20 protein-coding genes and 3 pseudogenes are annotated in these 21811 nt (G+C 70.4%); 6 read left to right on the top strand and 17 right to left on the bottom strand.

Annotated features, from left to right (window positions below; genetic code table 11):
• Nucleotides 1-189: 189 nt before the first annotated feature.
• A complete protein-coding gene (locus ACWDO5_RS16245) occupies nucleotides 190-1092 on the top strand; it encodes a DUF4231 domain-containing protein (protein WP_450530920.1) in 903 nt (300 codons plus the stop codon).
• 7 nt (nucleotides 1093-1099) lie between these two features.
• On the opposite strand, the gene ACWDO5_RS16240 is transcribed toward ACWDO5_RS16245, so the two are convergent.
• The 4 genes and pseudogenes from ACWDO5_RS16240 to ACWDO5_RS16225 form a co-directional block, all read right to left on the bottom strand.
• Nucleotides 1100-1585, bottom strand: a complete 486-nt coding sequence (locus ACWDO5_RS16240; RefSeq protein WP_450530919.1) for a hypothetical protein — start codon at nucleotides 1583-1585, stop codon at nucleotides 1100-1102.
• A gap of 126 nt (nucleotides 1586-1711) precedes the next feature.
• Complete coding sequence (locus tag ACWDO5_RS16235; RefSeq protein WP_450530918.1) at nucleotides 1712-2611, bottom strand: S1 family peptidase; 900 nt, start codon at nucleotides 2609-2611, stop codon at nucleotides 1712-1714.
• A gap of 258 nt (nucleotides 2612-2869) precedes the next feature.
• Nucleotides 2870-3688 carry a DUF1684 domain-containing protein gene (locus tag ACWDO5_RS16230; RefSeq protein WP_450530917.1) on the bottom strand — a complete coding sequence of 273 codons (819 nt, stop codon included), beginning with the start codon at nucleotides 3686-3688 and terminating at the stop codon, nucleotides 2870-2872.
• A gap of 5 nt (nucleotides 3689-3693) precedes the next feature.
• Nucleotides 3694-3960: pseudogene (locus ACWDO5_RS16225) on the bottom strand (F420-dependent methylene-tetrahydromethanopterin reductase); the annotation flags it as partial.
• Nucleotides 3961-3996: 36 nt separating this feature from the next.
• On the opposite strand from ACWDO5_RS16225, the pseudogene ACWDO5_RS16220 reads away from it, so the two are divergent.
• Nucleotides 3997-4203: pseudogene (locus ACWDO5_RS16220) on the top strand (GNAT family N-acetyltransferase); the annotation flags it as partial.
• A gap of 27 nt (nucleotides 4204-4230) precedes the next feature.
• On the opposite strand, the gene ACWDO5_RS16215 reads toward ACWDO5_RS16220, so the two are convergent.
• Nucleotides 4231-5427, bottom strand: a complete 1197-nt coding sequence (locus ACWDO5_RS16215; RefSeq protein WP_450530933.1) for a DUF5685 family protein — start codon at nucleotides 5425-5427, stop codon at nucleotides 4231-4233.
• Between the two features lie 288 nt (nucleotides 5428-5715).
• Between ACWDO5_RS16215 and ACWDO5_RS16210 the strand changes: the two genes are divergently transcribed.
• Nucleotides 5716-6153: a cell division protein SepF gene (locus ACWDO5_RS16210; RefSeq protein WP_450530932.1), complete on the top strand. Its 438-nt coding sequence runs from the start codon at nucleotides 5716-5718 to the stop codon at nucleotides 6151-6153.
• 27 nt (nucleotides 6154-6180) lie between these two features.
• On the opposite strand, the gene ACWDO5_RS16205 is transcribed toward ACWDO5_RS16210, so the two are convergent.
• Both ACWDO5_RS16205 and ACWDO5_RS16200 read right to left on the bottom strand, forming a co-directional pair.
• Nucleotides 6181-7371: an acyl-CoA dehydrogenase family protein gene (locus ACWDO5_RS16205; RefSeq protein WP_450530916.1), complete on the bottom strand. Its 1191-nt coding sequence runs from the start codon at nucleotides 7369-7371 to the stop codon at nucleotides 6181-6183.
• An 81-nt stretch (nucleotides 7372-7452) separates the two neighbouring features.
• On the bottom strand, nucleotides 7453-9120 hold the full coding sequence (locus tag ACWDO5_RS16200) for an MFS transporter (protein ID WP_450530915.1): 1668 nt from the start codon (nucleotides 9118-9120) through the stop codon (nucleotides 7453-7455).
• Nucleotides 9121-9552: 432 nt separating this feature from the next.
• Here ACWDO5_RS16200 and ACWDO5_RS16195 point away from each other — a divergent pair, with 432 nt between their 5' ends.
• A complete protein-coding gene (locus tag ACWDO5_RS16195) occupies nucleotides 9553-10536 on the top strand; it encodes a phosphatase PAP2 family protein (RefSeq protein WP_450530914.1) in 984 nt (327 codons plus the stop codon).
• A gap of 74 nt (nucleotides 10537-10610) precedes the next feature.
• On the opposite strand, the gene ACWDO5_RS16190 is transcribed toward ACWDO5_RS16195, so the two are convergent.
• From ACWDO5_RS16190 to ACWDO5_RS16170, 5 genes are all read right to left on the bottom strand, one after another.
• A complete protein-coding gene (locus tag ACWDO5_RS16190; RefSeq protein WP_450530913.1) occupies nucleotides 10611-10826 on the bottom strand; it encodes an I78 family peptidase inhibitor in 216 nt (71 codons plus the stop codon).
• A gap of 449 nt (nucleotides 10827-11275) precedes the next feature.
• A complete protein-coding gene (locus ACWDO5_RS16185) occupies nucleotides 11276-12235 on the bottom strand; it encodes a helix-turn-helix transcriptional regulator (RefSeq protein WP_450530912.1) in 960 nt (319 codons plus the stop codon).
• A gap of 53 nt (nucleotides 12236-12288) precedes the next feature.
• On the bottom strand, nucleotides 12289-13080 hold the full coding sequence (locus ACWDO5_RS16180) for a hypothetical protein (protein WP_450530911.1): 792 nt from the start codon (nucleotides 13078-13080) through the stop codon (nucleotides 12289-12291).
• Complete coding sequence (locus tag ACWDO5_RS16175) at nucleotides 13077-14360, bottom strand: glycosyltransferase family 4 protein (RefSeq protein WP_450530910.1); 1284 nt, start codon at nucleotides 14358-14360, stop codon at nucleotides 13077-13079. The genes ACWDO5_RS16180 and ACWDO5_RS16175 overlap by 4 nt, the downstream gene beginning before the upstream one ends.
• Before the next feature lie 249 nt (nucleotides 14361-14609).
• Entirely contained in the window at nucleotides 14610-15218 is a 609-nt protein-coding gene (locus tag ACWDO5_RS16170) for a transglycosylase family protein (protein ID WP_450530909.1), read from the bottom strand.
• A gap of 557 nt (nucleotides 15219-15775) precedes the next feature.
• On the opposite strand from ACWDO5_RS16170, the gene ACWDO5_RS16165 reads away from it, so the two are divergent.
• Both ACWDO5_RS16165 and ACWDO5_RS16160 read left to right on the top strand, forming a co-directional pair.
• Nucleotides 15776-16555: a hypothetical protein gene (locus ACWDO5_RS16165; protein WP_450530908.1), complete on the top strand. Its 780-nt coding sequence runs from the start codon at nucleotides 15776-15778 to the stop codon at nucleotides 16553-16555.
• A 162-nt stretch (nucleotides 16556-16717) separates the two neighbouring features.
• Entirely contained in the window at nucleotides 16718-17002 is a 285-nt protein-coding gene (locus ACWDO5_RS16160) for a hypothetical protein (RefSeq protein WP_450530907.1), read from the top strand.
• An 89-nt stretch (nucleotides 17003-17091) separates the two neighbouring features.
• On the opposite strand, the gene der is transcribed toward ACWDO5_RS16160, so the two are convergent.
• The 5 genes and pseudogenes from der to aroH form a co-directional block, all read right to left on the bottom strand.
• Nucleotides 17092-18552: a ribosome biogenesis GTPase Der gene (der, locus tag ACWDO5_RS16155; protein ID WP_450530906.1), complete on the bottom strand. Its 1461-nt coding sequence runs from the start codon at nucleotides 18550-18552 to the stop codon at nucleotides 17092-17094.
• 68 nt (nucleotides 18553-18620) lie between these two features.
• Nucleotides 18621-19250, bottom strand: coding sequence for a lysophospholipid acyltransferase family protein (locus tag ACWDO5_RS16150; RefSeq protein WP_450530931.1), 630 nt, complete (start codon nucleotides 19248-19250; stop codon nucleotides 18621-18623).
• A gap of 128 nt (nucleotides 19251-19378) precedes the next feature.
• Nucleotides 19379-20050 (bottom strand): annotated as a pseudogene (gene cmk, locus ACWDO5_RS16145) ((d)CMP kinase); the annotation flags it as partial.
• Nucleotides 20051-20308: 258 nt separating this feature from the next.
• Nucleotides 20309-21394 carry a prephenate dehydrogenase gene (locus ACWDO5_RS16140; RefSeq protein ID WP_450530905.1) on the bottom strand — a complete coding sequence of 362 codons (1086 nt, stop codon included), beginning with the start codon at nucleotides 21392-21394 and terminating at the stop codon, nucleotides 20309-20311.
• Entirely contained in the window at nucleotides 21391-21753 is a 363-nt protein-coding gene (gene aroH, locus ACWDO5_RS16135; RefSeq protein WP_450530904.1) for a chorismate mutase, read from the bottom strand. Before aroH ends, ACWDO5_RS16140 begins: the two co-directional genes overlap by 4 nt.
• Between the last annotated feature and the right edge of the window lie 58 nt (nucleotides 21754-21811).

Genomic DNA, 21811 nt, shown 5'->3' with positions numbered 1-21811 from the left:
CCGTTGCGATGCCGGCGGCACGACTTTACTCTCATGGCCACTCGCAGCAACTCAAGCCATGGAGACGGAACAAAAGAGTTTCCTCGTATTCTCGCAGGACAGTACGGAACAAGCCATTCCGCCTAACGAGTGAAGACAAAACTGCAGACAGGGGTGCGCATGACCGGGTTTCCCGGCCCACTGCAAAGCATGGTCTTCCGAAACACTGATCTGCCGGAGCTCTTCCACCACACGGACGCCATCGCCATCTCGCGCCAGCGCGAGGCCGTCAGCGCCACCCGCTACCAGCTGCTGCTGCTGGTCGTCGGCGCGGCCCTGGCGACGCTGCCGTCGTCACTGAAGCTCGGCGACACCTTTCAACTCCCCAGCGCGCTCAGCGCGTTGGCGTACGCCGGGGTGCTGATCCTCAGCTACCGCTCATCGAGGCACAGAGCAAAGTCGCATTGGCAACTCAACCGCTCCGCAGCGGAGTTCATCAAGTCGATGTGCTGGCGCTACGCGGTCCATGGAGCACCCTTCGACTCCAACTCCACTGATACGGACGGGCTGTTCACCGTGCGGCTGGAGGAAGGGCTGCGGGAACTGACCAAGGTCGGCTGGCAGGACCCGCGCCCGAACGTGCCGGAGGTGGCGGCCGGGGAGCTGATCACCACACCCATGCGGCTGCTGCGCGCCAAGGCATTCAGCGTACGCAAGGAGACGTATGTCAGGGACCGGCTGATCGAGCAGCGCAACTGGTATCACCGCCGCAAGGAGATATCCCGCCGGGCGACCATGCTGTGGTCCGCCTCGATCGGGCTGCTCACCCTGCTCGCACTGTTCTTCGCGCTGCTGCGTACCTTCTCGCTCGCCGACTCCGTCGACATGGCGGGGCTGTTGTCCTCGGCGGCGGCCGCGTGTCTGGCGTGGAGCGAGATCCGCCGCCATCAACCTCTCATCGCCGCCCACGCGCTGGTGGAGGAGGACCTCGCGGCTATGCATACGGCGATGGAGACCACGGTGAGCGATGACCAGTGGCCGTCAGCGGTGTACGAGACCGAGCGCATCGTGTCGCCTCAGCACACCGACTGGCTTGTCAGACACCGGAGTTGATGGCACATCAGATCCACTGGCGCTCAAGGCCGTCGCGCCAGATGACCGTCACGGGCTTTCCGCGATCGCGTGCGTAGCGGACGATGTCGCCCGTGCCGCCGTGGCCGCGGGCGGGGCGGCCGTCCCAGACCGCGAGGAGGCGGTCGCAGTGGTCGGCGATATAGGCGCCCGCCGCGTAGTAGGCCTCGTCGGTGGAGTGCGGGAAGGCGAGCTGGATCTCCCGCGTGGCGCGGCCCCTGAGGCGCTGGTAGCGGGCCAGCTCGTCGGGGGCCGTGAAGCCGTCCTCGTAGTCCCCGCTGGGGATGACCACGGTCAGTTCCGCGCCACAGGCCAGGGCGATGTCCGCGAAGAGCTGGTCGGCTCCGGCCGCGAGGCTGGACAGGGCCTCCATCGAGCCGTCGTGGCCGCAGAGCACGGCGTGCATTCCGGCGCGGATATGGGCGTAGGCCTCGGGAGGGATTCCTCTGTGGCCGGTCACTCCAATGCGTTTCACTGACCGCAACGTCCCTCCCTTCGAACCCGACCGCTCTGACATCCTCTCAAAAGGGGACGCGACGTCGAGCCCCCGTCCTGTCGTACGGACGAGGGCTCGACTGCTGCCGACCGCGAAGGTGGTGCGTCAGTAGACGCTGACTCCATAGGCGCTGAGCGCCTCGGTGACCGGCTGGAAGAACGTCGTGCCGCCGGAGGAGCAGTTGCCGCTGCCGCCGGAGGTCAGGCCGATGGCCCTGCTGCCGGAGTAGAGCGGGCCGCCGCTGTCGCCCGGTTCGGCGCAGACGTTGGTGCGGATCATGCCGTAGACGACATCACCACCGCCGTAGTTGACCGTGGCGTTGAGGCCGGTGACGGTGCCGCTGTGGGTGCCCGTGGTGGAGCCGCGGCGGGTGACGGACATGCCGACCGTGGCGTTGGCCGCACTGGTGATGTCGACGCTGCCGACGGTGCCCGGGTGGGCAAGCGAGGTGTTGGAGTACCGCACGATGCCGTAGTCGTTGCCCGGGAAGCTGGATCCGGCCGTGGGACCGATGCTCGTGGTGCGCGCGGAGTTGGTGTACCAGGGCGGATTGCCGTCGGTGCAGTGGCCGGCGGTCAGGAAGTAGTAGGTGCTGCCGCTGCGGACGTTGAAGCCCAGCGAGCAGCGCCAGCTGGTGGCGTAGATGGCGTCGCCGCCGGAGATGAGCTTGGAGAACGTGCCGGGGGTGCGCTCGATGCGCAGCGCACCGGCATTGGACCCGGCCTCTTGCTTGATCTTGGCTATCTCGGCCTGGGACACGGTGCTGTCGGCCGTGACAACCAGGGCACCCGCCGCCTTGTCGATGTGCCAGGCGGTGCCTGCCACATCGGCGTCGAGTACGGCGTCGCTCGCGGCGGTGAGCTGGTTGGCGCTGAAGGTCTGGGCCTGGTTGGCGTTGGCAGCGGGGACGGCCAGCGCGGCGGCGGCGATCAGGCCAGTGGTGACGGCGAGCAGACGCGTACGTCTCGCCGCGCCACTGCGGGGGGTAGTGCGCTTGATCCTCACTTGTCGTTCCTCCAGGGCGGAATCGGGGGCCCGTTGTGGGGTTCGGGGCCCGTGAGGCGCAGCCATGAAGCACGTTCGATCAGCCACGTTCGATTTCCGGACAAGCCGTGCTCCTGACAAGCGCTGTTCGGGAGTATTCGGGGCGTCAACTTGCCGCGCAAGGGCGCCTTTCGGCCGCTCCGCGCACCCACGACACGTTGCCCCGGCGGCTCGGTGGCCATCGGGGCTGTGCCGTACTTGTCCGGCCGGTAGGACGGCTCAGCCGCCCAGGAGGTTCCGTTCGCCCGCCGGGACACCGGCCTCCAGGATGTTGCCGGGGGGCGGGAAGGGGCAGATGAAGTGGTCCGCGAAGGCGCACGGCGGCAGCAGCGAACGGTTGAAGTCGACGGTCACCGCGCCGTCCGCGGCCGGTGCGGAGGGCCGCAGAAACCGGAAGCGGTAACTACCGTTTCCGCTGGTGGCGTCGGCGAAGACCGCCCACAGCGAGCCGTCCGGCTCGACGGCGACCTGCAGGGTGCGCTCCTCGCCGTCGATCTCGAAGGCGATCTCGCCACCGAGGCCGAGGCCGCGCTCGCGTCCGTCGGCGTTCTCGACCCGTACGCTGCGGTGTTCCTCGTACGGACGAAAGCACCCCGGCAGCGACCAGCGGGCGTCGTACGCGGTCGCCTCGATGTCGTGGAAGGCCTTGCGCGCCGGCGAGTTCGGGTCGAAGTCCCGTACCGCCCACAGGCCTTCGCGGCGCAGCACGACAAGGTGCCGCTCGCCGTGCGCGACCCGGGCGTCGGGGATCGCGCCGTGGTCCGCCGTCAGCCGGACGCCGCCGGTCAGCGGCTGTCCGTCGACGGTGAGAGCGTCCTCGGCAGCGGCGGTCAGCACCACTTCGTCGCCGTCCTCGCGCCACTGGCCCGGGACGGCCGGAATTCGACCTTCCGGGTAGTCCGAGAGCCAGTGCGTGCCGGTGAGGGACAGCGGTCCGTACGGCGCCGAGACCGTCGCGGTGCGGTGTTCGTGCCAGCTCTTCCAGTCCTGCGCGGCTTCCGCATCCGCATCCGCGTCTGCGTGTGCGTCTGTGCTCATCGTGATCAACCTTTCCACACCGGCTCGGCGAGCCCGAGGTGCGATCGCAGCGTCGTGCCGGTGTACTCCGTGCGGAAAGCTCCGCGTTCCTGGAGGAGCGGCACGACCCGCTCGACGAAATCGTCGAGTCCGCCGGGGGTGAGATGGGGGACGAGGATGAAGCCGTCGGCCGCGTCCGTCGACACGGACTCGTCCATCGCGGCGGCCACGCTCCGCGCGGTGCCTACGAAGGCCTGCCGGCTGGTCGCCTCGATGACCGTCTGCCGGATCGACGATGAGTTCACTCCGCCCGGCGGTGCCCTTCCTGCTGGACGCACTCCGCGCACGGCCGCGGTGGTCTTGCCCGGCGCGTGCTGGAGCGGGAGGCCGCCGAGCGCGGCTACTGCCGGATCTGTCCGACCACCGGACCGCGCCAGCCCGAGGCCAAGGGCCTCTATCTGGCCGCCGGATACCGCCCTCTCTGTTCCGCAGATCCGGAATCGATCGGCCCGCTGCCGTTCGAGAAGCACCTGGAGCCCCGGATCAAGCGATCTGACACCAGGTCAGCAGTCACAGCTGCAGCAGTCGCAGCAGTCGCAGTCGCACTTGTGGCAGCAGCCCTCGCGCTTCTTGCGGGACCAGGGACCTTCGTACTCTTCGGCGCAGCAAAGCTTGCAGGTGCAGCACAGCCCGATGAAAGCTGCGCAGCCGGCCCAGAAGCCGCGCCTGCCCGGCTTCTGGGGTTCCTGGTGGAAGCCGGGCGGCATACCGCCGGGCCCACCAGGACCGGCGGGGGCGCCCCCGCCGTAGGGGTTGTTGGAGCCGTACGGTCCCTGGCCGTACGGACCGCCCTGCCCCTGGTACGGGCCCTGCGGCGGGCCTCCGTACCCCTGGTGCGCGCAGGTCGTCGTCCCAAACGCCCGGTTCACCGAGTTCTGCAGCTCGTGCGCCAGCAGCACATGCACCAGCTTGTCGTCGGCGAGGCGGGCGTCGCGCAGCGCGAGCCGCACCCCGTGCACCGCGTCGTCGGCGAGCCGTCGCGCCTCGGCCTGCGAGGTGCCGGTGGCGGCGAGTGGGTTCCACGCACCCGACACCGCGTCAGCTGCCCTGTCCTCGACGGCATCCAGCAGGTGCGCGAGCCGTCCGAAGAGCTTCCCGGCCTCGGCCAGCGGCGCGATGTTCTCCGGCCGTCCGGCCAGTACGGCGGTGTGCGCGAAGGCGGCCGCGGTCGCCGTCTCGGTCGGCTCGGTGACGGTCAGCAGCGGGGTGCCGGGCCCGGCCAGCGCCTCGATCCCGCTCTGCCTCTCGACGGCGTCGAGCAGCACCGCCGTGTCGAAGCCGAGCTCCGCGCCGGTGCGCGCCCCGGCCCGGTCCCAGCCCGCGGCGACCCGGAGGGCGGGAGCCGCCACCGGCCTGCGGGCCAACACCCCGTCCCGGTCGGCGACGTGGTCCCGTATCTTCGCCGACGCCAGCACCAGGGAGACGGCGGCCGCCAGGCGCGCTCCTTCGCCTCGGGCGACGGGGGCGGTGCGCATGGCCCGCAGCGGGCAGGGGCCCGCGGTGCGCCGGGAGGCGGGGGTGCGCTCGGCCTGAGCCTCCGTCAGAACCGAGACGATCAGGCCGTCATAGTTGGTCACGACCCGGGCGAACTGGCCATGGTCGGCGCGAAGTGCCAGGCATAGTCCGCACAGATGGGCCATCCACTCCGTCTTGAGCCCGTCGGTGAGTCGATGAGTGCATGGCCTGACGATTCCGAACACGACGGTCCCCCGAGAGTCGTTCCACAGTGCGGCACGCATCGTATCGAGCGATCCGTTCACCCGGACGCGCCCAGCGTCACCCGTCCGGCCCGACTTTCATATTTTGGGCCCGTAACCCCCCGCACCAGGAAGAATCTTGACGAACCGCCACATCTTCTGCACCAGTACCGTCACGAATCCCCTGCGCGGCGACTATCTACTTGGCGCGCGATCCGCATCATGGACGACCATAGGGACGCGGAACGAGAGAAGACCGCAATGAGCGGACTGGAGCGGAAGGAGGCGTCCATGGGATCTGTGCGCAAGGCAAGCGCCTGGCTGGGACTCGTCGAGGACAGTGACGAGCGTTACTACGACGACGAGTACGCCGAGAGTGCTGAGACGGGTGACGCGTGGGTCACCGACCCACGGGTGCGCGTGGCCTCCGAGTCCGCCCAGGAACAGGGCCGCCGGATCGCCACGGTCTCCCCGGACAGCTTCCGGGACGCCCGCGGCATCGGTGAGCTGTTCCGGGACGGCGTCCCGGTCATCGTGAACCTCACGTCCATGGAGCCCTCCGACGCCAAGCGCGTGGTGGACTTCGCCGCGGGGCTGACCTTCGGGCTGCGCGGCTCGATCGAGCGCGTCGCTACCCGGGTCTTCCTGCTGAGCCCCGCCGACACACAGGTCGTCAGCGGGGAAGCCGCCAGCCGTTCTCCGCAGGACGGTTTCTTCAACCAGAGCTGAGCAGGGCGTTCGCCGGCCGCCACCGGGTCACCGGAAGGCGTCCAGGCCGGTGAGCGCCTTGCCCAGCACCAGCTGGTGCATCTCGACGGTGCCCTCGTAGGTGAGCACCGACTCGAGATTGGTCGCATGGCGCATCACGGGGTACTCCAGCGAAATCCCGTTCGCACCGAGGATGGTGCGCGAGGTGCGGCAGATCTCGATCGCCTCCCGCACATTGTTGAGCTTCCCGAAGCTGACCTGCTCGGGGCGGAGCTTCCCCGCGTCCATGCGGCGGCCCAGATGGTGGGCGAGCAGGATCCCCTTGTGCAGCTCCACGGCCATGTCGGCGAGCTTGGCCTGGGTGAGCTGGAAACCGCCGATCGGCCTGCCGAACTGCTCGCGAGTCTTCGCGTACTCCACGGCGGACTCGAAGCTGGACCGCGCCGCCCCCATCGAGCCCCACACGATTCCGTAGCGGGCGTGCGTGAGGCAGCTCAGCGGGCCCTTCAGACCGGTGACCCCCGGCAGTACCGCGTCGGCCGGCAGCCGTACCTCGTCCAGGACCAGCTCGCTGGTGACGCTGGCGCGCAGCGACCACTTGTGCTTGATCTCGGGGGCGGAGAAGCCGGGAACGCCGGTCGGCACGGCGAAGCCGCGGATGCCCTCGTCGGTCTGCGCCCACACCACGGCGACCCCGGCCACCGAGCCATTGGTGATCCACATCTTGCGGCCGGTGAGCACCCAGTCCGAGCCGTCCCGCTTGGCGAACGTCCGCATGCCCGCCGGGTCGGAGCCGTGGTCGGGCTCGGTGAGGCCGAAGCAGCCGATGATCTCGCCGGCCGCCATGCCGGGCAGCCAGCGCTGCTTGTGCTCCTCGGAGCCGAAGCGGTGAATCGCGTACATGGCGAGTGAGCCCTGTACGGAGACGAGCGAGCGGATGCCGGAGTCGGCGGCTTCGAGCTCCAGACAGGCGAGGCCGTACTGGACCGCGGTGGCGCCCGCGCAGCCGTATCCCTGCAGGGACATGCCGAGCGCGCCGATCGAGCCGAGTTCGCGGGCCAGCTCGCGGATGCCGGGGAGCTCGCCGCGCTCGTACCAGTCGGCGATGTGCGGCAGGACGCGGTCCGCGGCCCAGCTGCGGACGGTGTCGCGGATCGCGAGGTCCTCCGGGGCGAGCAGATCGTCGATGCCGAGGGGGTCGCTGGGGTCGAAGGGCGGCAGCTTCGAGGGTGCGGACATGGGCGTGGCCTCCGGCGGCGCTCACACAGCGGAACACAGAAAACTAGCAGTGTTAGTTACTGCTCCGGCTGACGTTACGGCTCAGTGTGCCGCGCGTCCAGACCCGGCCGCCGTGGCGGTACCCCCAGGCGTCAGCCCTGGGCTACGGTTCGCGCTCGCCGGGAGCGAGCCCTCCGGGCGCCTCGGCCTCGGGCACTTCTCGGCGGCGACAGTCGCGCACTCCATGACCTTGGGCAGCCGCACCGCGGCGAGCGCGCCGAGCAGCAGCAGGCCCGCGCTGACCAGGAGCGTTATATGGAGGCCGTGGACGAAGGAGTGGCGCGCCGTGCTGCGCAGCATCGCGCCTGCCGGGCCGCCGAGCCGGTCCGCCACCTCATAGGCCTCGCCCAGCGAATGGGAGGCGGCCGAGCCCGCCTGTCCCGGGACACCGGTGAGCGAGGCGAGCGCGGGCGCGTACGCCGCGTTCATGACGCTGCCGAGCAGCGCGATGCCCATCCCCGCACCCAGTTGGTAGCAGGTCTCGCCGATCGCGGCAGCCCCGCCCGCCTGGTCCGGCGGGGCCTCGCTGAGCATCGACTCGTACGCGGCGAACAGCGTGGTCTGCAGTCCGAAGCCGAGCAGCACGAAGCCCGTGGTGAGCAGCCAGGGCCGGTCGTGATGTCCCATCAGGGTCAGCAACAGCACGGCCGCGGCGGTGAGCACGAAGCCCCAGCCGACCATCCGGCGCGGGCCGATGCGGTGCAGGGTGTACGAGCCGGTGACGCCCGCGGCCATCGCGGCGAACGTCAGCGGCAGCAACCGCAGGCCGGTCTCCAGCGGGCTCAGCCCGAGGACGAGCTGGAGATACTGGACGGCGATCAGCTCCAGGCCGACCAGCGCCAGCATGGCGAGAATGATGCAGCCGACGGAGGTGGAGAAGGCGGCCCTGGCGAACATCCGCATATCGATCAGCGGATGCTCGCGGCGCTTCTGCCGCCGTACGAACAGGGCAAGCAGGACACCGCCCAGCAGCAGCGTCCCTGCGGTCCTGATGTCGAGGACGCTGTCGCCGACGCCCAGCCGCTTGACGCCGAGGACCGTGCCGAGTACACCGGCCGCGGCCATCAGCGCGCCCAGTACGTCCCAGGGCCCATCGGCGCTGCCCCTGGACTCGGGCAGCAGCCACCGGCCGACGGGCAGGATCAGCACCATCAGCGGGATGTTGATCAGGAAGACCGAGCCCCACCAGAAGTGCTCGACGAGAAAGCCGCCGAGGACCGGTCCGGTGGCGGCGCCGACCGCGGCGACCGCGGTCCATATGCCGATCGCCGTCGCCCGCTCCCGCCTGTCGGGGAAGACCGCGCGGAGTATCGAGAGCGTCGCGGGCATGATCATCGCGCCGCCGACGCCGAGCAGGGCGCGCGCCCCGATCAGCACCTCCGGCTCGGTGGCGAAAGCGGCGAGGACGGAGGCGACGCCGAAGATGCCGTAACCGATCAGCAGCACACGGCGGCGGCCGACCCGGTCGCCGAGCGTGCCGAAGAGGATCAGCAGCGCGGCGCAGATGAGGGGGTACGCGTCCACGATCCACAGCAGCTCGACCCCGCTGGGGCGGAGGTCCTCCGTGACGGCGGGGACGGCGACGTGCAGCACGGTCGCGTCCAGCGCGACGAGCAGCAGGCTGACACAGAGGACGACGAGGACGACCCAGCGGTTCGCACCGCCGCCGGCGGCACGCAGCCGTGCTCCGGCCGTGGTCGTCCCGGACATGTACGTACCTCCCAATGAGTTCCTCGCGCTCGGCGGGCCAGCCAGGGACGGTGCTGCTGTCCCACAGGGCGGTCCGGCATCGACGGGCGAGTGCGCCAGCGTACGCGAGTTCCGGCGTGTGGCGCGTGTTCCATCTCTCACCTGTCGGGCAGGCGCGTGTGGCGTGCGCCACGTCACACCCGCCGAACCGGAGCCGATCCTGGACGTCCGCCAACGAGGGAAATTCCACACGGGGAAGCGGTGAACTATTATCCGCAGCCCCGGAAAGGAACCCATGATGACGGGCTCCCGGGCAATAGGGCGCCAGGTCACCGGGATTTCCGAATTGGCCCGGAGTAAAAGCTCGATGTGAGACATAGTCCACATCACATCGTCATCACAAACCCGTGGGATCGACCTGCGCGGACACTCACTCGCTGTAACGTCGATTGGGTGCGAACCGACATCTTTGCCCGCCTGGACCGGGAGCCGGAACCGCCGAAGATAGAGATCCCGCGGATGAGCCGCACTCGTCTCGCCCTCTTCGGCGGGACGTCGGCCTTCTATCTCGCCATCGTCGTCGCCGTGCTGGCCTCGACCTGGCTGGTGATCATCGACTGGAAGGTCATGCTCTTCCGGCCCTACCAGCAGTGGCCGGAACTGCACGCCTTCCTCGATTACTTCGTGGTTCTCGGCCAGCGCGGACCCACAGCCGTGATGGTCGCGGCCTGGCTGTGCTGGCGCTCCTGGCGCCAGCACACCCTGCGACCCCTGCTGGTGCTCGGTGCCTCGCTGCTGTTGCTCAACGCGACGGTGGGCGCCGTCAAGATCGGACTGGGCCGGCTCGGCCCCCACTACGCGACGCAGATCGGCTCCGCCGAGCTCTTCGCCGGCGGCGATATATTTCCCTCAGGGCACACCGCGAACGCGGTCGTGACCTGGGGAATCCTGGCGTATCTGGCCACCACTCCGCGGGCCAGACGCTATCTGTCGGCCCTGTCGGCAGTGGTCTCCCTGGGCGTCGGCCTGACCACCGTGTACCTCGGTACGCACTGGCTGAGCGATGTGCTGCTCGGCTGGGCCGCCGGGCTGCTGATCCTGCTCGCACTGCCCTGGTGCGAGCCGCTGATCGGCCGCGCGGAGGCCTGGATCCTCTCGCTGCGCGAGCAGTGGCGTGCACGCCGCCGGCTCGCTCCCTCGCTGCCGGTCGCGGCGGGTGGCCCCAGGCCCGGGATGTTCCCGCAGCCTGGGCCTTCGGGAGAGCAGGATCCGGCCCGCGTGCCAGTGGCCGCCGTCGCTGGCAGGCCGGCTTCGAACGGCAGGACCACAGCGCAGCTCGCCCAGCCGAGGCCGCACACGGTGCGCTCCGAGCGGACACCCATAACCCCGTCCGGCAGCCGCCGACCGCCGACCTCGCGGCCGATGGCGGGCGGCTGAGTCCGTATGTTCCGCCGGGAACCCGGCGGAGGCCCCGATCCTGACGGTCGGGGCCTTCGCGCGTGCGGGACCTGTCAGCCCGGCCAGCAGCGGATGACGGTGCCGCCCTCCACCTCGAAGTTGAGCCGGCCTGCCAGGTACTCCATCGTGATGATCGCGCCCGGCGGCAGCGATCTGACGGTGCTCCAGCCACGCTCACGAGCCAGCTGCTCGGCACCGTCGGCGGCGAGTCCGACATACGCGTCGGGGGCGTCGTCGGGCTGTGCGGGAGGGGTCGGTATGGGTGCCATGACACCCACCGTAGGCGGCCGCGGACGGTGACGGAAGCCGGGGGGAGGGGATGGTTCAGCAGTCCCACGCACCTCACGGTCACGCTTCTGTCACAGGATCACGACACGCGTTTAGCCCAAACCCTGTCACTCGAACGAGCAGTTCAACGCCGCCCCCAAGGTAATTCCACGACCCTTGGTGATCATGCCGAATTCCATCCGCTGAATTGTCCGGGCCAAGCACCGGAGGGCAAATTGACGGAGGGTTAAGAATTCACCGGTTCATTACAGAATCCCCCCGCGCGTCCGAACAACCTTCGGGCGCATTGAACGTCCAGCCGGGTACGCAACCTGCTCGGAGCCGACCGCGCGACGAGCAGGATGCCCCCGGCCCGCTGCCGACGAGACGAAGCCCGAGCGCGGACAGCGAGGCGGCAGCGACGGGTACGAAACCGCCGAGGCGGAGGCGATCAGTCCAGGGCCCGGGAAAGCCGGTCCCGGACCGTCCTGATGTGCTCGGTCAGCTCCTGCGGCTCGATCACATCGAAGTCGACGCCCATGAGCATCACATGGATCACCAGCACATCCAGGCTCGCGGCCCCGGTGCACAGCAGACACGTCTTCTCGTCGACCGCTTCGAGGGCGCCGTCGGACGGACCGACGAACTCGGCGGCCAGTTCGGCCGAGGTGTGCAGCCGGATGACCGCCTGGGCGGCGTAGGCGTGTGTGGAGACGCCCTTCGAGACATACGCGGCCAGGTCCTCGGCCGGCGGGGTGCGAGCAGTGAAGCGCGGGCCGTGCGGCGGCTTCGGGGTGATCCGGTCGGCACGGAACGTACGCCAGTCGCCGCGGTCCAGATCCCAGGCGACGAGATACCAGCGCCGCTCGGTGCACACCAGACGGTGCGGCTCGACGGTGCGACGGGTGGCTGAGCCGCCGTGGTCGCGGTACTCGAAGCGCAGCCGCTCGCTGTCCCGGCAGGCGTTGGCCAGTTCCGTCAGCACGCTCGCGTCGACGGTGGAGCTCTGCGGGCCGCGCAGCATCGGCACGGTGAAGGCGTTGAGCGCACCGACCCGGCGGCGCAGCCGGTTCGGCAGCACCTGCTCCAACTTGGCCAGGGCGCGTACGGAGGTCTCACCGATGCCCTCGATGCCATGGCCCGCGGCGGTGCGCAGGCCCACCGCGACGGCCACCGCCTCCTCGTCGTCGAGCAGCAGTGGCGGCAGCTCGGCCCCGGCGCCGAGCTGATAGCCGCCGCCGGTGCCGGGGCTGGCGTTGACGGGGTAGCCGAGCTCGCGCAGCCGGTCGACGTCGCGCCGGACCGTACGCGGCGTGACGCCGAGGCGGTCGGCCAGATCGGCGCCGGACCACTCGCGGTGGGCCTGGAGCAGCGAGAGCAGGCGCAGCAGTCTTGCCGAGGTCTCCAACATGGTGTCGAGTCTGGCAGCGATTGAGGACAGCCACTGTCCTCAAGTGTCGTGCGTCAGGGCGCTGCGGTGAGGCGTACGCAGAGTTCGTTGTCGCTCGTGTAGCAGGGGGCGGCCAGCCAGTTACCGGACGGCAGCTTCGGGTACACGAAGACGTTCTTGCGGTCCCAGACGTCGTCGAGGATGCGGGCGATCCGTATCCAGGCGGCGTCCGCCGTGGGCCGCAGCCACATGTCCCACAACTCCTGCTTGCCGAGGTGCTGCTCCGCCAGCGGGCCGTACAGCAGGGTGAAGCCGAAGGCTCCGCCGTCGCCGCCGGTCACCGGCACCTGATGCGCCTTGTCGGAGCCGCGCAGCCGCGCCTCGGCGACGGCCCCCTCACCCAGTACGACTCCGTAGAGCACCCCCTCCACCGTCATCGCGCCGCGCTCCGGCGCGAGGCCGATCTCCCCGGCCTCGGCGTGCGGCGCCCGCACCCAGCAGCGCACCGCCAGCAAGCCGTCCGGAGTCGGGTACGGCACGCGCACGGCGATCCGGTCGGCGTCGGGCGTGCGGTCGACCAGCATGCGCAGGTCCCGCATGCCGGGCGCGACGGCCTCGTCACCGACATACGCGTCCCAGCGGCCCTCGGCCAGCTCGACCGTGCTGGGCAGCACGGCCCGCAAGCTGCCCTCCCCCGTGGGGGTCAGCGGCAGCCGCGCCTCGTCCTGTGTGCCCGCGCCGCCGCGCAGCTTCAGCACCAGCGCGGCGTCCGGCGCAGCGGCCCCCCCGATGTCGAAGGTGATGCCCCCCGCGGAGTCGGCAATGCAGTCGGCCCGCGGCACCCGCCGCTCGGTGGACGTGGTCATGAGGACTTCTTCCCTTTCCGGATCACGTCGGCAGCCAGATAGCGCAGGGCGTAGGCCCCGTCGTACAGCGCGCCCCGGGCCTGGTGCGCGGCGTCCCGAAGCGGGCTGCGCGAGCGGCCCTCGCCGTGCGCGACCAGCTCGGTGAACAGAGCCTCGTGGCGCTCGGCGATCCGCACCGGGTCGAAACGGGCGGAGGCGGCGAGCGCCGCCTGCCCGGTGCGCCGGCGCAACTCGTCGTCCTCGATCAGCCCGAGCAGCGCGTCGGCGATCGCGTCCACGTCGCCGACCGGCACCAGACGGCCGTCGACGCCGTCCTCGATGATCTCGCCGGGCCCGTGCGGGCAGTCGGTGGAGACGACGGGCAGGCCACAGCGCATCGCCTCGACGATGGTCATGCCGAACGACTCCAGGCTGGAGGTGACGGCGGCGATCGAGCCCTTGACCCACTCCGGTTCGAGCGGGTTGGCGGGGCCCATCAGGAAGACATGGTTGTGCAGCCCGCGCTCCTCGATGAGGGCGCGCAGCGCATTCCTCTCGTTGCCGGTCGCGTCTCCGCTGCCGTAGATCCGCAGCCGCCAGTCGGGACGCGCGGCGACCACCTTGGAGAAGGCCTTGACCAGCAGGTCGTACCGCTTGACCCTGGTCAGCCGGCCGGCCGCGACGATCCATTTGCTCGAGGCGTCGGCAGGCCGGACGGCCGGCGCGGGCACGCTGTTGGGCACCGACTCGATCCGTACACCGGGCAGTTTCAGCTTGGAGCGGTAGGACCGGGCGTCCGCCTCGGTGACGGTGGTGATCGCGTCGAGGAGGGGGTAGCGGTGCCCGATCTCGCGGCGCAGCCGGTCGCCGTGACTGTCCAGCGTGAGGTGTTCCTGGGCGACCCGGACCGGGCCGCGCCGGGTCTGGCGGGCGATATGCACATTGAGACCGGGGCGGGTGCCGACGACGACATCCGCCTCAAGGGATCCCAGGTAGGCGGCGATCCGGGAGTCGGTGAGGCGGCTGTACTGCTTGTGGCGGCCGTCGCCGCGCGGGAAGACCCTGGCGGGGCGCTCGTAGTCCGGATGGTCGCCGTCGTAGCCGGGGCTGCTACTGCGCAGATCGACGAGGTGCTTCATGGTGACGCCGACGGGCGCGCCCATGGTGGGTTCGTCACGGTGGCGGAAGACGGAGACGATCTCGACGTCGTGCCGCTCGGCCAGGGTCTGGGCGAGGTTGAACGTCGTCCGGATCGTGCCGCCGATGCCGTACGCGTTGTGGAGCAGGAAAGAGATGTGCATGCGCCGCCGCGTCCCCCAGTCTTCGTGTGTACCGGAGTGGACTTTACTTGCCTGATAGGGCTGATAGGGGAGTTGGGGGCACGATGAAGCAGTTCTCGGTCATCTCGCCGCCCTGCGTCGCCCAGCCCTTGTCGTCCTGTCGGCGGGCGACGGACAGACAGGTGCGGCGGATCTTCGGGGGCTCGGCGCCGAGCTCACCCCGGAATGACCAGCATCACGCCCACCCGGGCGGGGCTGCCGAAGGACGCCTCAGAGCGCGAGCCGCTGCCCGGGCACGATGAGGTTCGGATCACCGCCGATGACGGCCTCGTTGGCGGCGTACAGGGCGCGCCAGTTGGTGCCGTGCGCCGCCGCGATCCCGCTCAGGGTGTCGCCGAGCCGGACGGTGTAGTCGCCGCCCCGGGCGCTGCCGCGTTCGGTGTGGGCGGCTGCTCGCCTCGGCGCCTTCGCCGAGGCCGCGGACGTGTCCTTCGCTTTGGCCTTGTGGGCCGTGGACTTGGGAGCGCCGGCCTTCGACGTCGTCGGCGCCTTGCCGTACGCCCCGGCCCGCGCCGCGCAGGTGGGCCATGCGCCCCACCCCTGCGCCCGCTGGACCTTCGCGGCGACAGCGATCTGCTGCCCCTTGCTCGCCCGGTCCGCGGTGGGCGCGTACGCCCCGCCGCCGTAGGCGCGCCAGGTCCCGGCGGAGAACTGCAGCCCGCCGTAGTAGCCATTGCCCGTACTGATGTGCCAGTTTCCGCCGCTCTCGCACGCCGCGATGCGGTCCCATACCCCTTCGTCCGCCGCCCGGGCCTCGTCCGTCGTCGCGGCGAGCAGAGCCAGCGGCGCCACCAGTGCGGCGCTGACCAGCGCCGTCATGTCACGCCTTCGTACGGAATGGGAACTCGTGACATCAAATCCCTCTCGAAGGACCCGGGGTCCCCCTGGGCGGTGCCGACTTCGGCGCATCCGGCGCCGTGCGTCCGCTCCACCTCGCCCACCTGAGGCGGTCGTTCTGCGCTGCTGCTGCGCCGTACTGGCCGTACGGCCGGCGGGCTGTCCCGGGCGGTGCTCTGTGCACACGGCGGAGGAATCTAGGCAGCTCAAGGCCGCGGTATCAACCAATCCCCCGTCATTCCAGGCCAGTTGCCTGTTACCCGCAGTATCGGCGGAATCCGGCCACCCACTTGATTCGCTGATTTCATGATTTGTCGACCTGTCGGCTAACGGATCTGTGACCCGCCTCACCGCGCCAACTTCCCTTCAGTCAGCTGCCGTTGACACGGAGTAATCGATTCCGCCCGCAGTCTCACTACTTGCGTCGGATGGTGCGATTCCGTTCCATTTCACGCGTGACTCCGGCCACAGATCACCCGTTGAGCTCTTTACGAGCCGGGAACCGCCCGGCGCACGCAACAAGTTCCGAGGAGCCACCCGTGCCGCGCATGCTCGACGTCAGCGAGGACGTACGCGCCGAGATCGGCGACGAAGAAGCCGACCGGCTGCTCGCCGGCGAGAACGCCCCGGGCAGCTACGACTGCACTTCCTGCCGTACCCCGGGCGACTCCGAGCAGGAACGCACCAGCACCGTGCTGTTCGTCGGCGAGGAGACCGCCGTTCTCGCCTTCGCCCACGCCACCTGCATCCCCTCGCAGGTCGTCCAGGTCGCCGAGGACCAGTTGCAGGGCGCCGTTCGGTCCATCACCGGCGACGAGTCACAGAACCCCGGTGCCGGTCCCCAGCAGGCCGTCCTCGGCATCACCAGCGGTCTCGTGCTGATCGACGGTGATCTGCACCCCGCCCTGGTCGTCGAGCCGACCGCGCCCATCGCCCGCCCCGGCGCCACCGGCTTCGGCGGCGACGACTTCCTCCCGCTCCTCATCGAGCAGGGCTTCCAGCCGGTCTCCGACGTGAACCGGTGGCCCGGCCGGCTGCCCGGCTGGTCCGTCCTGGTCGCCATGGGACAGCTGCACGCTGTGCTCCAGCCCGGCACCGGCGGCGGCAGCCCGGTCGCCTGGTGGCAGGCCCATCAGCCGCTCCAGGTCACCGACGGCTGGCGCGCGGCCGCCAACAAGTCGCACACGGTGCTCGTCTTCGCCGCCCCGGTCGGCTCGATCGGCCAGCAGCCGCGCGAGGATCTGCTGCGCGAGGCGCTGGAGAAGGCCGCGGCGGGCGGCCGCCTGGTGGCCGCGGCGATGCCGCTCGCGGGCACGTGACGGCGCCAGGGGTGCGGAAACGTACCCCTGGTGCACGTTTCGTCCGTCCCTCGGAAGGATGCAGCTCCGCGCAGCCCGCATCCGTCCGGCGGCAGGGGTCGTTGCAGGTACGTGCACTCATACGACCCCTCCCGCCAGCCGTACCAGAGTCAGATCCCCGCCATGCGCCCAGCGCGTGACGCGACGGCCGGCCACTCGCCCACGCCCATCTACGACACGCTGTACTCCGAGTACCGCAGGGCGTTCAGGGCGCTGCCGGGCGACCGGAGCGGCGAGGAGGACCTCGACTTCAGGGCCTTCGGCACCGGGCTGCACAGCAGTCGCGGCGGGTCATCGGGCCATACGAGCCACCCGGGGACGGGCTGGCAGGCGTACCCGCTGAGCCGGCCGCACAACGGGAACCATGTCCCGGCGGCGCTGCCGCCGGGTCCCCGCCGGGGTCTGTGACCCCGGGACGGGGTCTGTCCCCCGGGAACAACATGGCGCTGCCCCGGGCCGATCACCAGTCCGGGGCAGCGCCATGTCACGCGTTCACGTCACTTCTTGCGGCCGCGCTTCTCGCGCACTCGCACCGAGATGTGGATCGGGGTGCCCTCGAAGCCGAACTCCTCGCGCAGCCGGCGCTCGACGAAGCGGCGGTAGCCGTGCTCCAGGAAGCCGGAGGCGAAGAGCACGAACCGCGGCGGCTTGGTGCCGGCCTGGGTGCCGAAGAGGATGCGAGGCTGCTTGCCGCCGCGGATCGGGTGCGGGTGGGAGGCGACGATCTCACCGAGGAAGGCGTTCAGCCGACCGGTCGGGACACGCGTCTCCCAGCCCGCCAGGGCCGTCTCGATCGCCGGGACCAGCTTCTCCATGTGGCGACCGGTACGGGCGGACACATTGACCCGCGGCGCCCAGGCGATCTGCCCGAGCTCGGTCTCGATCTCGCGCTCCAGGTAGTACCGGCGCTCCTCGTCGAGGTTGTCCCACTTGTTGAACGCGACGACCATCGCACGCCCGGCCTCGACAGCCATGGTGATGATCCGCTGGTCCTGGACGCTGATGGACTCCGTCGCGTCGATCAGGACGACCGCGACCTCCGCCTTCTCCACAGCGGCGGCGGTACGCAGGGAGGCGTAGTAGTCCGCGCCCTCCTGGAGGTGGACCCGGCGCCGGATGCCGGCCGTGTCGATGAACTTCCAGGTGACACCGCCGAGTTCGATCAGCTCGTCGACCGGGTCGCGGGTGGTGCCGGCGATCTCGTTGACGACGACCCGGTCCTCGTTCGCCACCTTGTTGAGCAGCGAGGACTTACCGACGTTCGGGCGGCCGATCAGGGCGATGCGGCGCGGGCCGCCGACCGCGTTGCCGAAGGTCTGGGCCGGGGCGTCGGGCAGCACGTCCAGGACGGCGTCGAGCATGTCGCCCGTACCGCGGCCGTGCAGCGAGGAGACGGGGTGCGGCTGGCCGAGGCCGAGCGACCACAGGGCGGTGGCGTCCGCCTCGCCGCTGGGTCCGTCGACCTTGTTGGCGCAGAGCACGACAGGCTTGCCGGCCCGGCGCAGCAGCTTGACGACGGCCTCGTCGGTGTCGGTCGCGCCGACCGTGGAGTCCACGACGAAGACGACCGCGTCGGCGGCCTCGATGGCGTACTCGGCCTGGGCGGCGACAGAGGCGTCGATGCCGAGGACGTCCTGCTCCCAGCCGCCGGTGTCGACGACCTTGAAGCGGCGGCCGGCCCACTCGGCCTCGTAAGTGACGCGGTCGCGGGTGACGCCGGGCTTGTCCTCGACTACGGCCTCACGGCGGCCGATGATGCGGTTCACCAGGGTCGACTTGCCGACATTGGGGCGGCCGACGACGGCGAGGACGGGCAGCGGGCCGTGACCGGCCTCGCCGATCGCGTGCTCGACGTCCTCGACCTCGAAGCCCTCTTCCGCGGCGAGCTCCATGAACTCCGCGTACTCGGCGTCGCCAAGCGCTCCGTGCTCGTCGCCGGAGTGGATCTGGTCGTTCATGAAGTCTCGTACCTCGTTCGTTGCATCATCGATGGACCGCGGAACGCGGCCCACTACTCAAGTCTCGCCTAGCGCCCGGTGAGGCGCTTGGCGTTCTCCAGGTGGGCGGTCAGCCGATCCTGGATACGCACGGTGGCGTCGTCCAGCGCCTTGCGCGTGCGGCGGCCGCTGCCGTCGCCCGCCTCGAAGGCGTCACCGAAGACGATGTCGACCCGGCTGCGCAGCGGAGGCAGTGCCCGTATCAACCGTCCGCGGCGCTCGGTGCTTCCCAGCACCGCCACCGGGACGATCGGGGCGCCGGAGCGTACGGCGAAGTACGCGAGCCCGGCGCGCAGTGAGGCGAAGTCTCCCTCGCCCCGGGTGCCCTCGGGGAAGATCCCGAGGACGCCGCCGTTCTCCAGCACGCCCAGGGCGTTGGTTATGGCGGTGCGGTCGGCCCTAGTACGGTCCACCTTCACCTGACCGATTCCCAGCAGGAACGGGTCGAGGGGGCCGACGAACGCCTCCTTCTTGATCAGGAAGTGCACGGGACGGGGCGCGGTGCCCATCAGCATCGGCCCGTCGATGTTGTGCGAGTGGTTCACGGCGAGGATCACGGGGCCGGTCGCCGGAACCCGCCAGGCACCGAGCACCCGCGGCTTGAACAGTCCGTACATGAGCCCGATGCCGATGCCCCGCCCGACCGCCGCGCCCTTCATCGAGGGTACGGTCACCGGGCGGCTCGCTTCTCTGTGTTGTCGGTCGCGCTCCGCCTCGACTCCGCTCCGGCCGAGTGCTTCTCCCTCGTCCCTCGGTCGGAGCCCTCAACCTGCGCTGCGTCTCGGCTGCGCCGCTCCTCGACGAGGGTGACGACGCACTCGATGACCTGCTGCAGGGTCAGGTCGGTGGTGTCCACCTCGACCGCGTCGTCAGCCTTGGCGAGCGGGGACGTCTTACGGCTGGAGTCGGCCGCGTCCCGCTTGATCAGGGCTTCCTTGGTGGCCGCGACGTCGGTGCCCTTCAGCTCCCCGCTGCGGCGGGCGGCGCGGGCCTCGGGCGACGCGGTCAGGAAGATCTTCAGGTCCGCGTCCGGCAGGACGGTGGTGCCGATGTCGCGCCCCTCGACGACGATGCCGGTCTCGGCGGCCGAGGCGATGGAGCGCTGCAGCTCGGTGATCCGGGCCCGCACCTCAGGGACGGCGCTGACCGCGCTCACCTTGGAGGTGACCTCGTGCGTACGGATCGGCCCGGTGGCGTCCATGCCGTCCATGGTGATGGTGGGGTTGGCCGGGTCGGTGCCGGAGACTATGGCGGGCTTGGCGGCGGCGGTGGCGATGGCGGCCGGGTCCTGGAGGTCGACGCCGTTGATGATCATCCACCAGGTGATCGCGCGGTACTGGGCGCCGGTGTCGAGATAGCTCAGCCCGAGCGCTGCGGCGACCGCCTTGGAGGTGCTCGACTTGCCCGTGCCGGAGGGGCCGTCGATGGCGACGATCACGGATTCCACGGTGTCGGACACCTTCCTGGTACGCGGAGAGGGCAGGCGGAATTGCCGGTGGGCCCTAAACAAGGTTACCGAGTACTTGGGCCCGCCTTTACACACGGATGGCGGCGCCACTGGGGCTTCGCCCCAGACCCCAGTCCTCAATCGCCGGACGGGCTGAATTTCAGCCCGTCGGCGGTTGAAGTCCGGGGCGCCGTCCGGCGCTGGGGGCTCCGCCCCCGGACCCCCGCTCCTCAATCGCCGGAGGGGCTTGATTTCCCGCCCGGACCGTGGTCACTGCCGGATCGACCAACCCCGCTCCCGCAACGACGCCGTCAGCACCGTCGCCGCCGCCGGCTCCACCATCAACTGGACCAAGCCCGCCTGCTGGCCCGTCGCATGTTCAATGCGAACGTCCTCGATGTTCACACCCGCCCGGCCCGCATCCGCGAAGATCCGCGCCAGCTCCCCCGGCTGGTCGCTGATCAGGACCGCCACGATCTCGTACGACGTCGGGGCCGTGCCGTGTTTGCCCGGCACGCGGACGCGGCCCGCGTTGCCCCGGCGCAGGACGTCCTCAATGCCCTCCGCGCCGTCCCGGCGCTTGGACTCGTCGGAGGACTGCAGGGACCGCAGCGCCTGGACCGTCTCGTCCAGGTCCGCCGCGACCCCGGCCAGCACGTCGGCCACCGGGCCCGGGTTCGCGGAGAGGATCTCGACCCACATCCGGGGGTCGGACGCCGCGATCCGGGTGACGTCACGGATGCCCTGGCCGCAGAGCCGTACCGCCGTGTCGTCCGCGTCCTCCAGCCGCGCCGCGACCATCGAGGAGATCAGCTGCGGGGTGTGGGAGACGAGGGCCACCGCCCGGTCATGGGCGTCGGCGTCCATCACCACCGGGACGGCCCGGCAGAGCGCGACCAGCTCGAGGGCGAGGTTGAGCACCTCGGTGTCCGTGTCGCGCGTGGGCGTCAGCACCCACGGGCGGCCCTCGAAGAGGTCCGCGGTCGCCGCCAGCGGACCCGAGCGCTCCTTGCCCGCCATCGGATGCGTGCCGATGTACGCGCTCAGGTCCAGGCCCAGCGCCTCCAGCTCGCGCCGCGGCCCGCCCTTGACGCTCGCCACGTCGAGGTAACCGCGCGCGGTGCCGACGCGCATCGCGTCGGCCAGCGCGGTGGCGACATGCGCCGGCGGTACGGCGACGATCGCGAGGTCGACCCGGCCCTCGGGCGGGTCGTCCGTCCCCGCGCCGAGCGCGGCGGCGGTACGGGCCCGCTCCGGATCGTGGTCCACGAGGTGCACGGCGACTCCGCGCCCCGCCAGGGCGAGGGCCGCGGACGTGCCGATCAGACCGGTTCCGATGACGACGGCGGTTCTCACTGAGCGATGTCCTTGCGCAGAGTGGCCGCGGCACCGAGGTACACGTGCGCGATCTCCGACTTGGCCAGATCCGACTCGACGTGCGCGAGGATCCGTACGACACGGGGCATCGCCCCGACGATGTCCAGCTCCTGCGCGCAGATCAGTGGTACGTCGACGATGCCCAGCTTGCGCGCGGCCGCCGCCGGGAAGTCGCTGTGCAGATCCGGCGTGGCCGTGAACCAGACGCTGATCAGATCGTCCGTGGCCAGCCCGTTCCGCTCCAGGATGGCGGTGAGCAGTTCGCTGACCTGCTCGTCCATGTGTCCGGCCTCGTCCCGTTCCAGCTGGACGGCTCCCCGGACCGCTCGTACCGCCACGTCGTGCTCCTTAAACTGTGCGAGTGCTCCGTTCAGCGTAGTCAGGCGCCGGGGCACA

This window comes from Streptomyces sp. NPDC000880 (assembly GCF_053599675.1).
This window is presented reverse-complemented; position numbering and strand designations above follow the sequence as displayed.

Excerpts from the sequence above, each read along its gene's own strand:
- ACWDO5_RS16230 (WP_450530917.1), bottom strand. The coding sequence starts at position 3,688 with ATGAGCACAGACGCACACGCAGACGCGGATGCGGATGCGGAAGCCGCG.
- ACWDO5_RS16205 (WP_450530916.1), bottom strand. The coding sequence starts at position 7,371 with ATGTCCGCACCCTCGAAGCTGCCGCCCTTCGACCCCAGCGACCCCCTC.
- ACWDO5_RS16245 (WP_450530920.1), top strand. The coding sequence starts at position 190 with ATGGTCTTCCGAAACACTGATCTGCCGGAGCTCTTCCACCACACGGAC.
- der (WP_450530906.1), bottom strand. The coding sequence starts at position 18,552 with ATGAACGACCAGATCCACTCCGGCGACGAGCACGGAGCGCTTGGCGAC.
- ACWDO5_RS16150 (WP_450530931.1), bottom strand. The coding sequence starts at position 19,250 with ATGAAGGGCGCGGCGGTCGGGCGGGGCATCGGCATCGGGCTCATGTAC.
- ACWDO5_RS16185 (WP_450530912.1), bottom strand. The coding sequence starts at position 12,235 with ATGTTGGAGACCTCGGCAAGACTGCTGCGCCTGCTCTCGCTGCTCCAG.
- ACWDO5_RS16180 (WP_450530911.1), bottom strand. The coding sequence starts at position 13,080 with ATGACCACGTCCACCGAGCGGCGGGTGCCGCGGGCCGACTGCATTGCC.
- ACWDO5_RS16210 (WP_450530932.1), top strand. The coding sequence starts at position 5,716 with ATGGGATCTGTGCGCAAGGCAAGCGCCTGGCTGGGACTCGTCGAGGAC.
- ACWDO5_RS16190 (WP_450530913.1), bottom strand. The coding sequence starts at position 10,826 with ATGGCACCCATACCGACCCCTCCCGCACAGCCCGACGACGCCCCCGAC.
- ACWDO5_RS16200 (WP_450530915.1), bottom strand. The coding sequence starts at position 9,120 with ATGTCCGGGACGACCACGGCCGGAGCACGGCTGCGTGCCGCCGGCGGC.
- ACWDO5_RS16170 (WP_450530909.1), bottom strand. The coding sequence starts at position 15,218 with ATGACGGCGCTGGTCAGCGCCGCACTGGTGGCGCCGCTGGCTCTGCTC.
- ACWDO5_RS16160 (WP_450530907.1), top strand. The coding sequence starts at position 16,718 with ATGCGCCCAGCGCGTGACGCGACGGCCGGCCACTCGCCCACGCCCATC.
- ACWDO5_RS16175 (WP_450530910.1), bottom strand. The coding sequence starts at position 14,360 with ATGCACATCTCTTTCCTGCTCCACAACGCGTACGGCATCGGCGGCACG.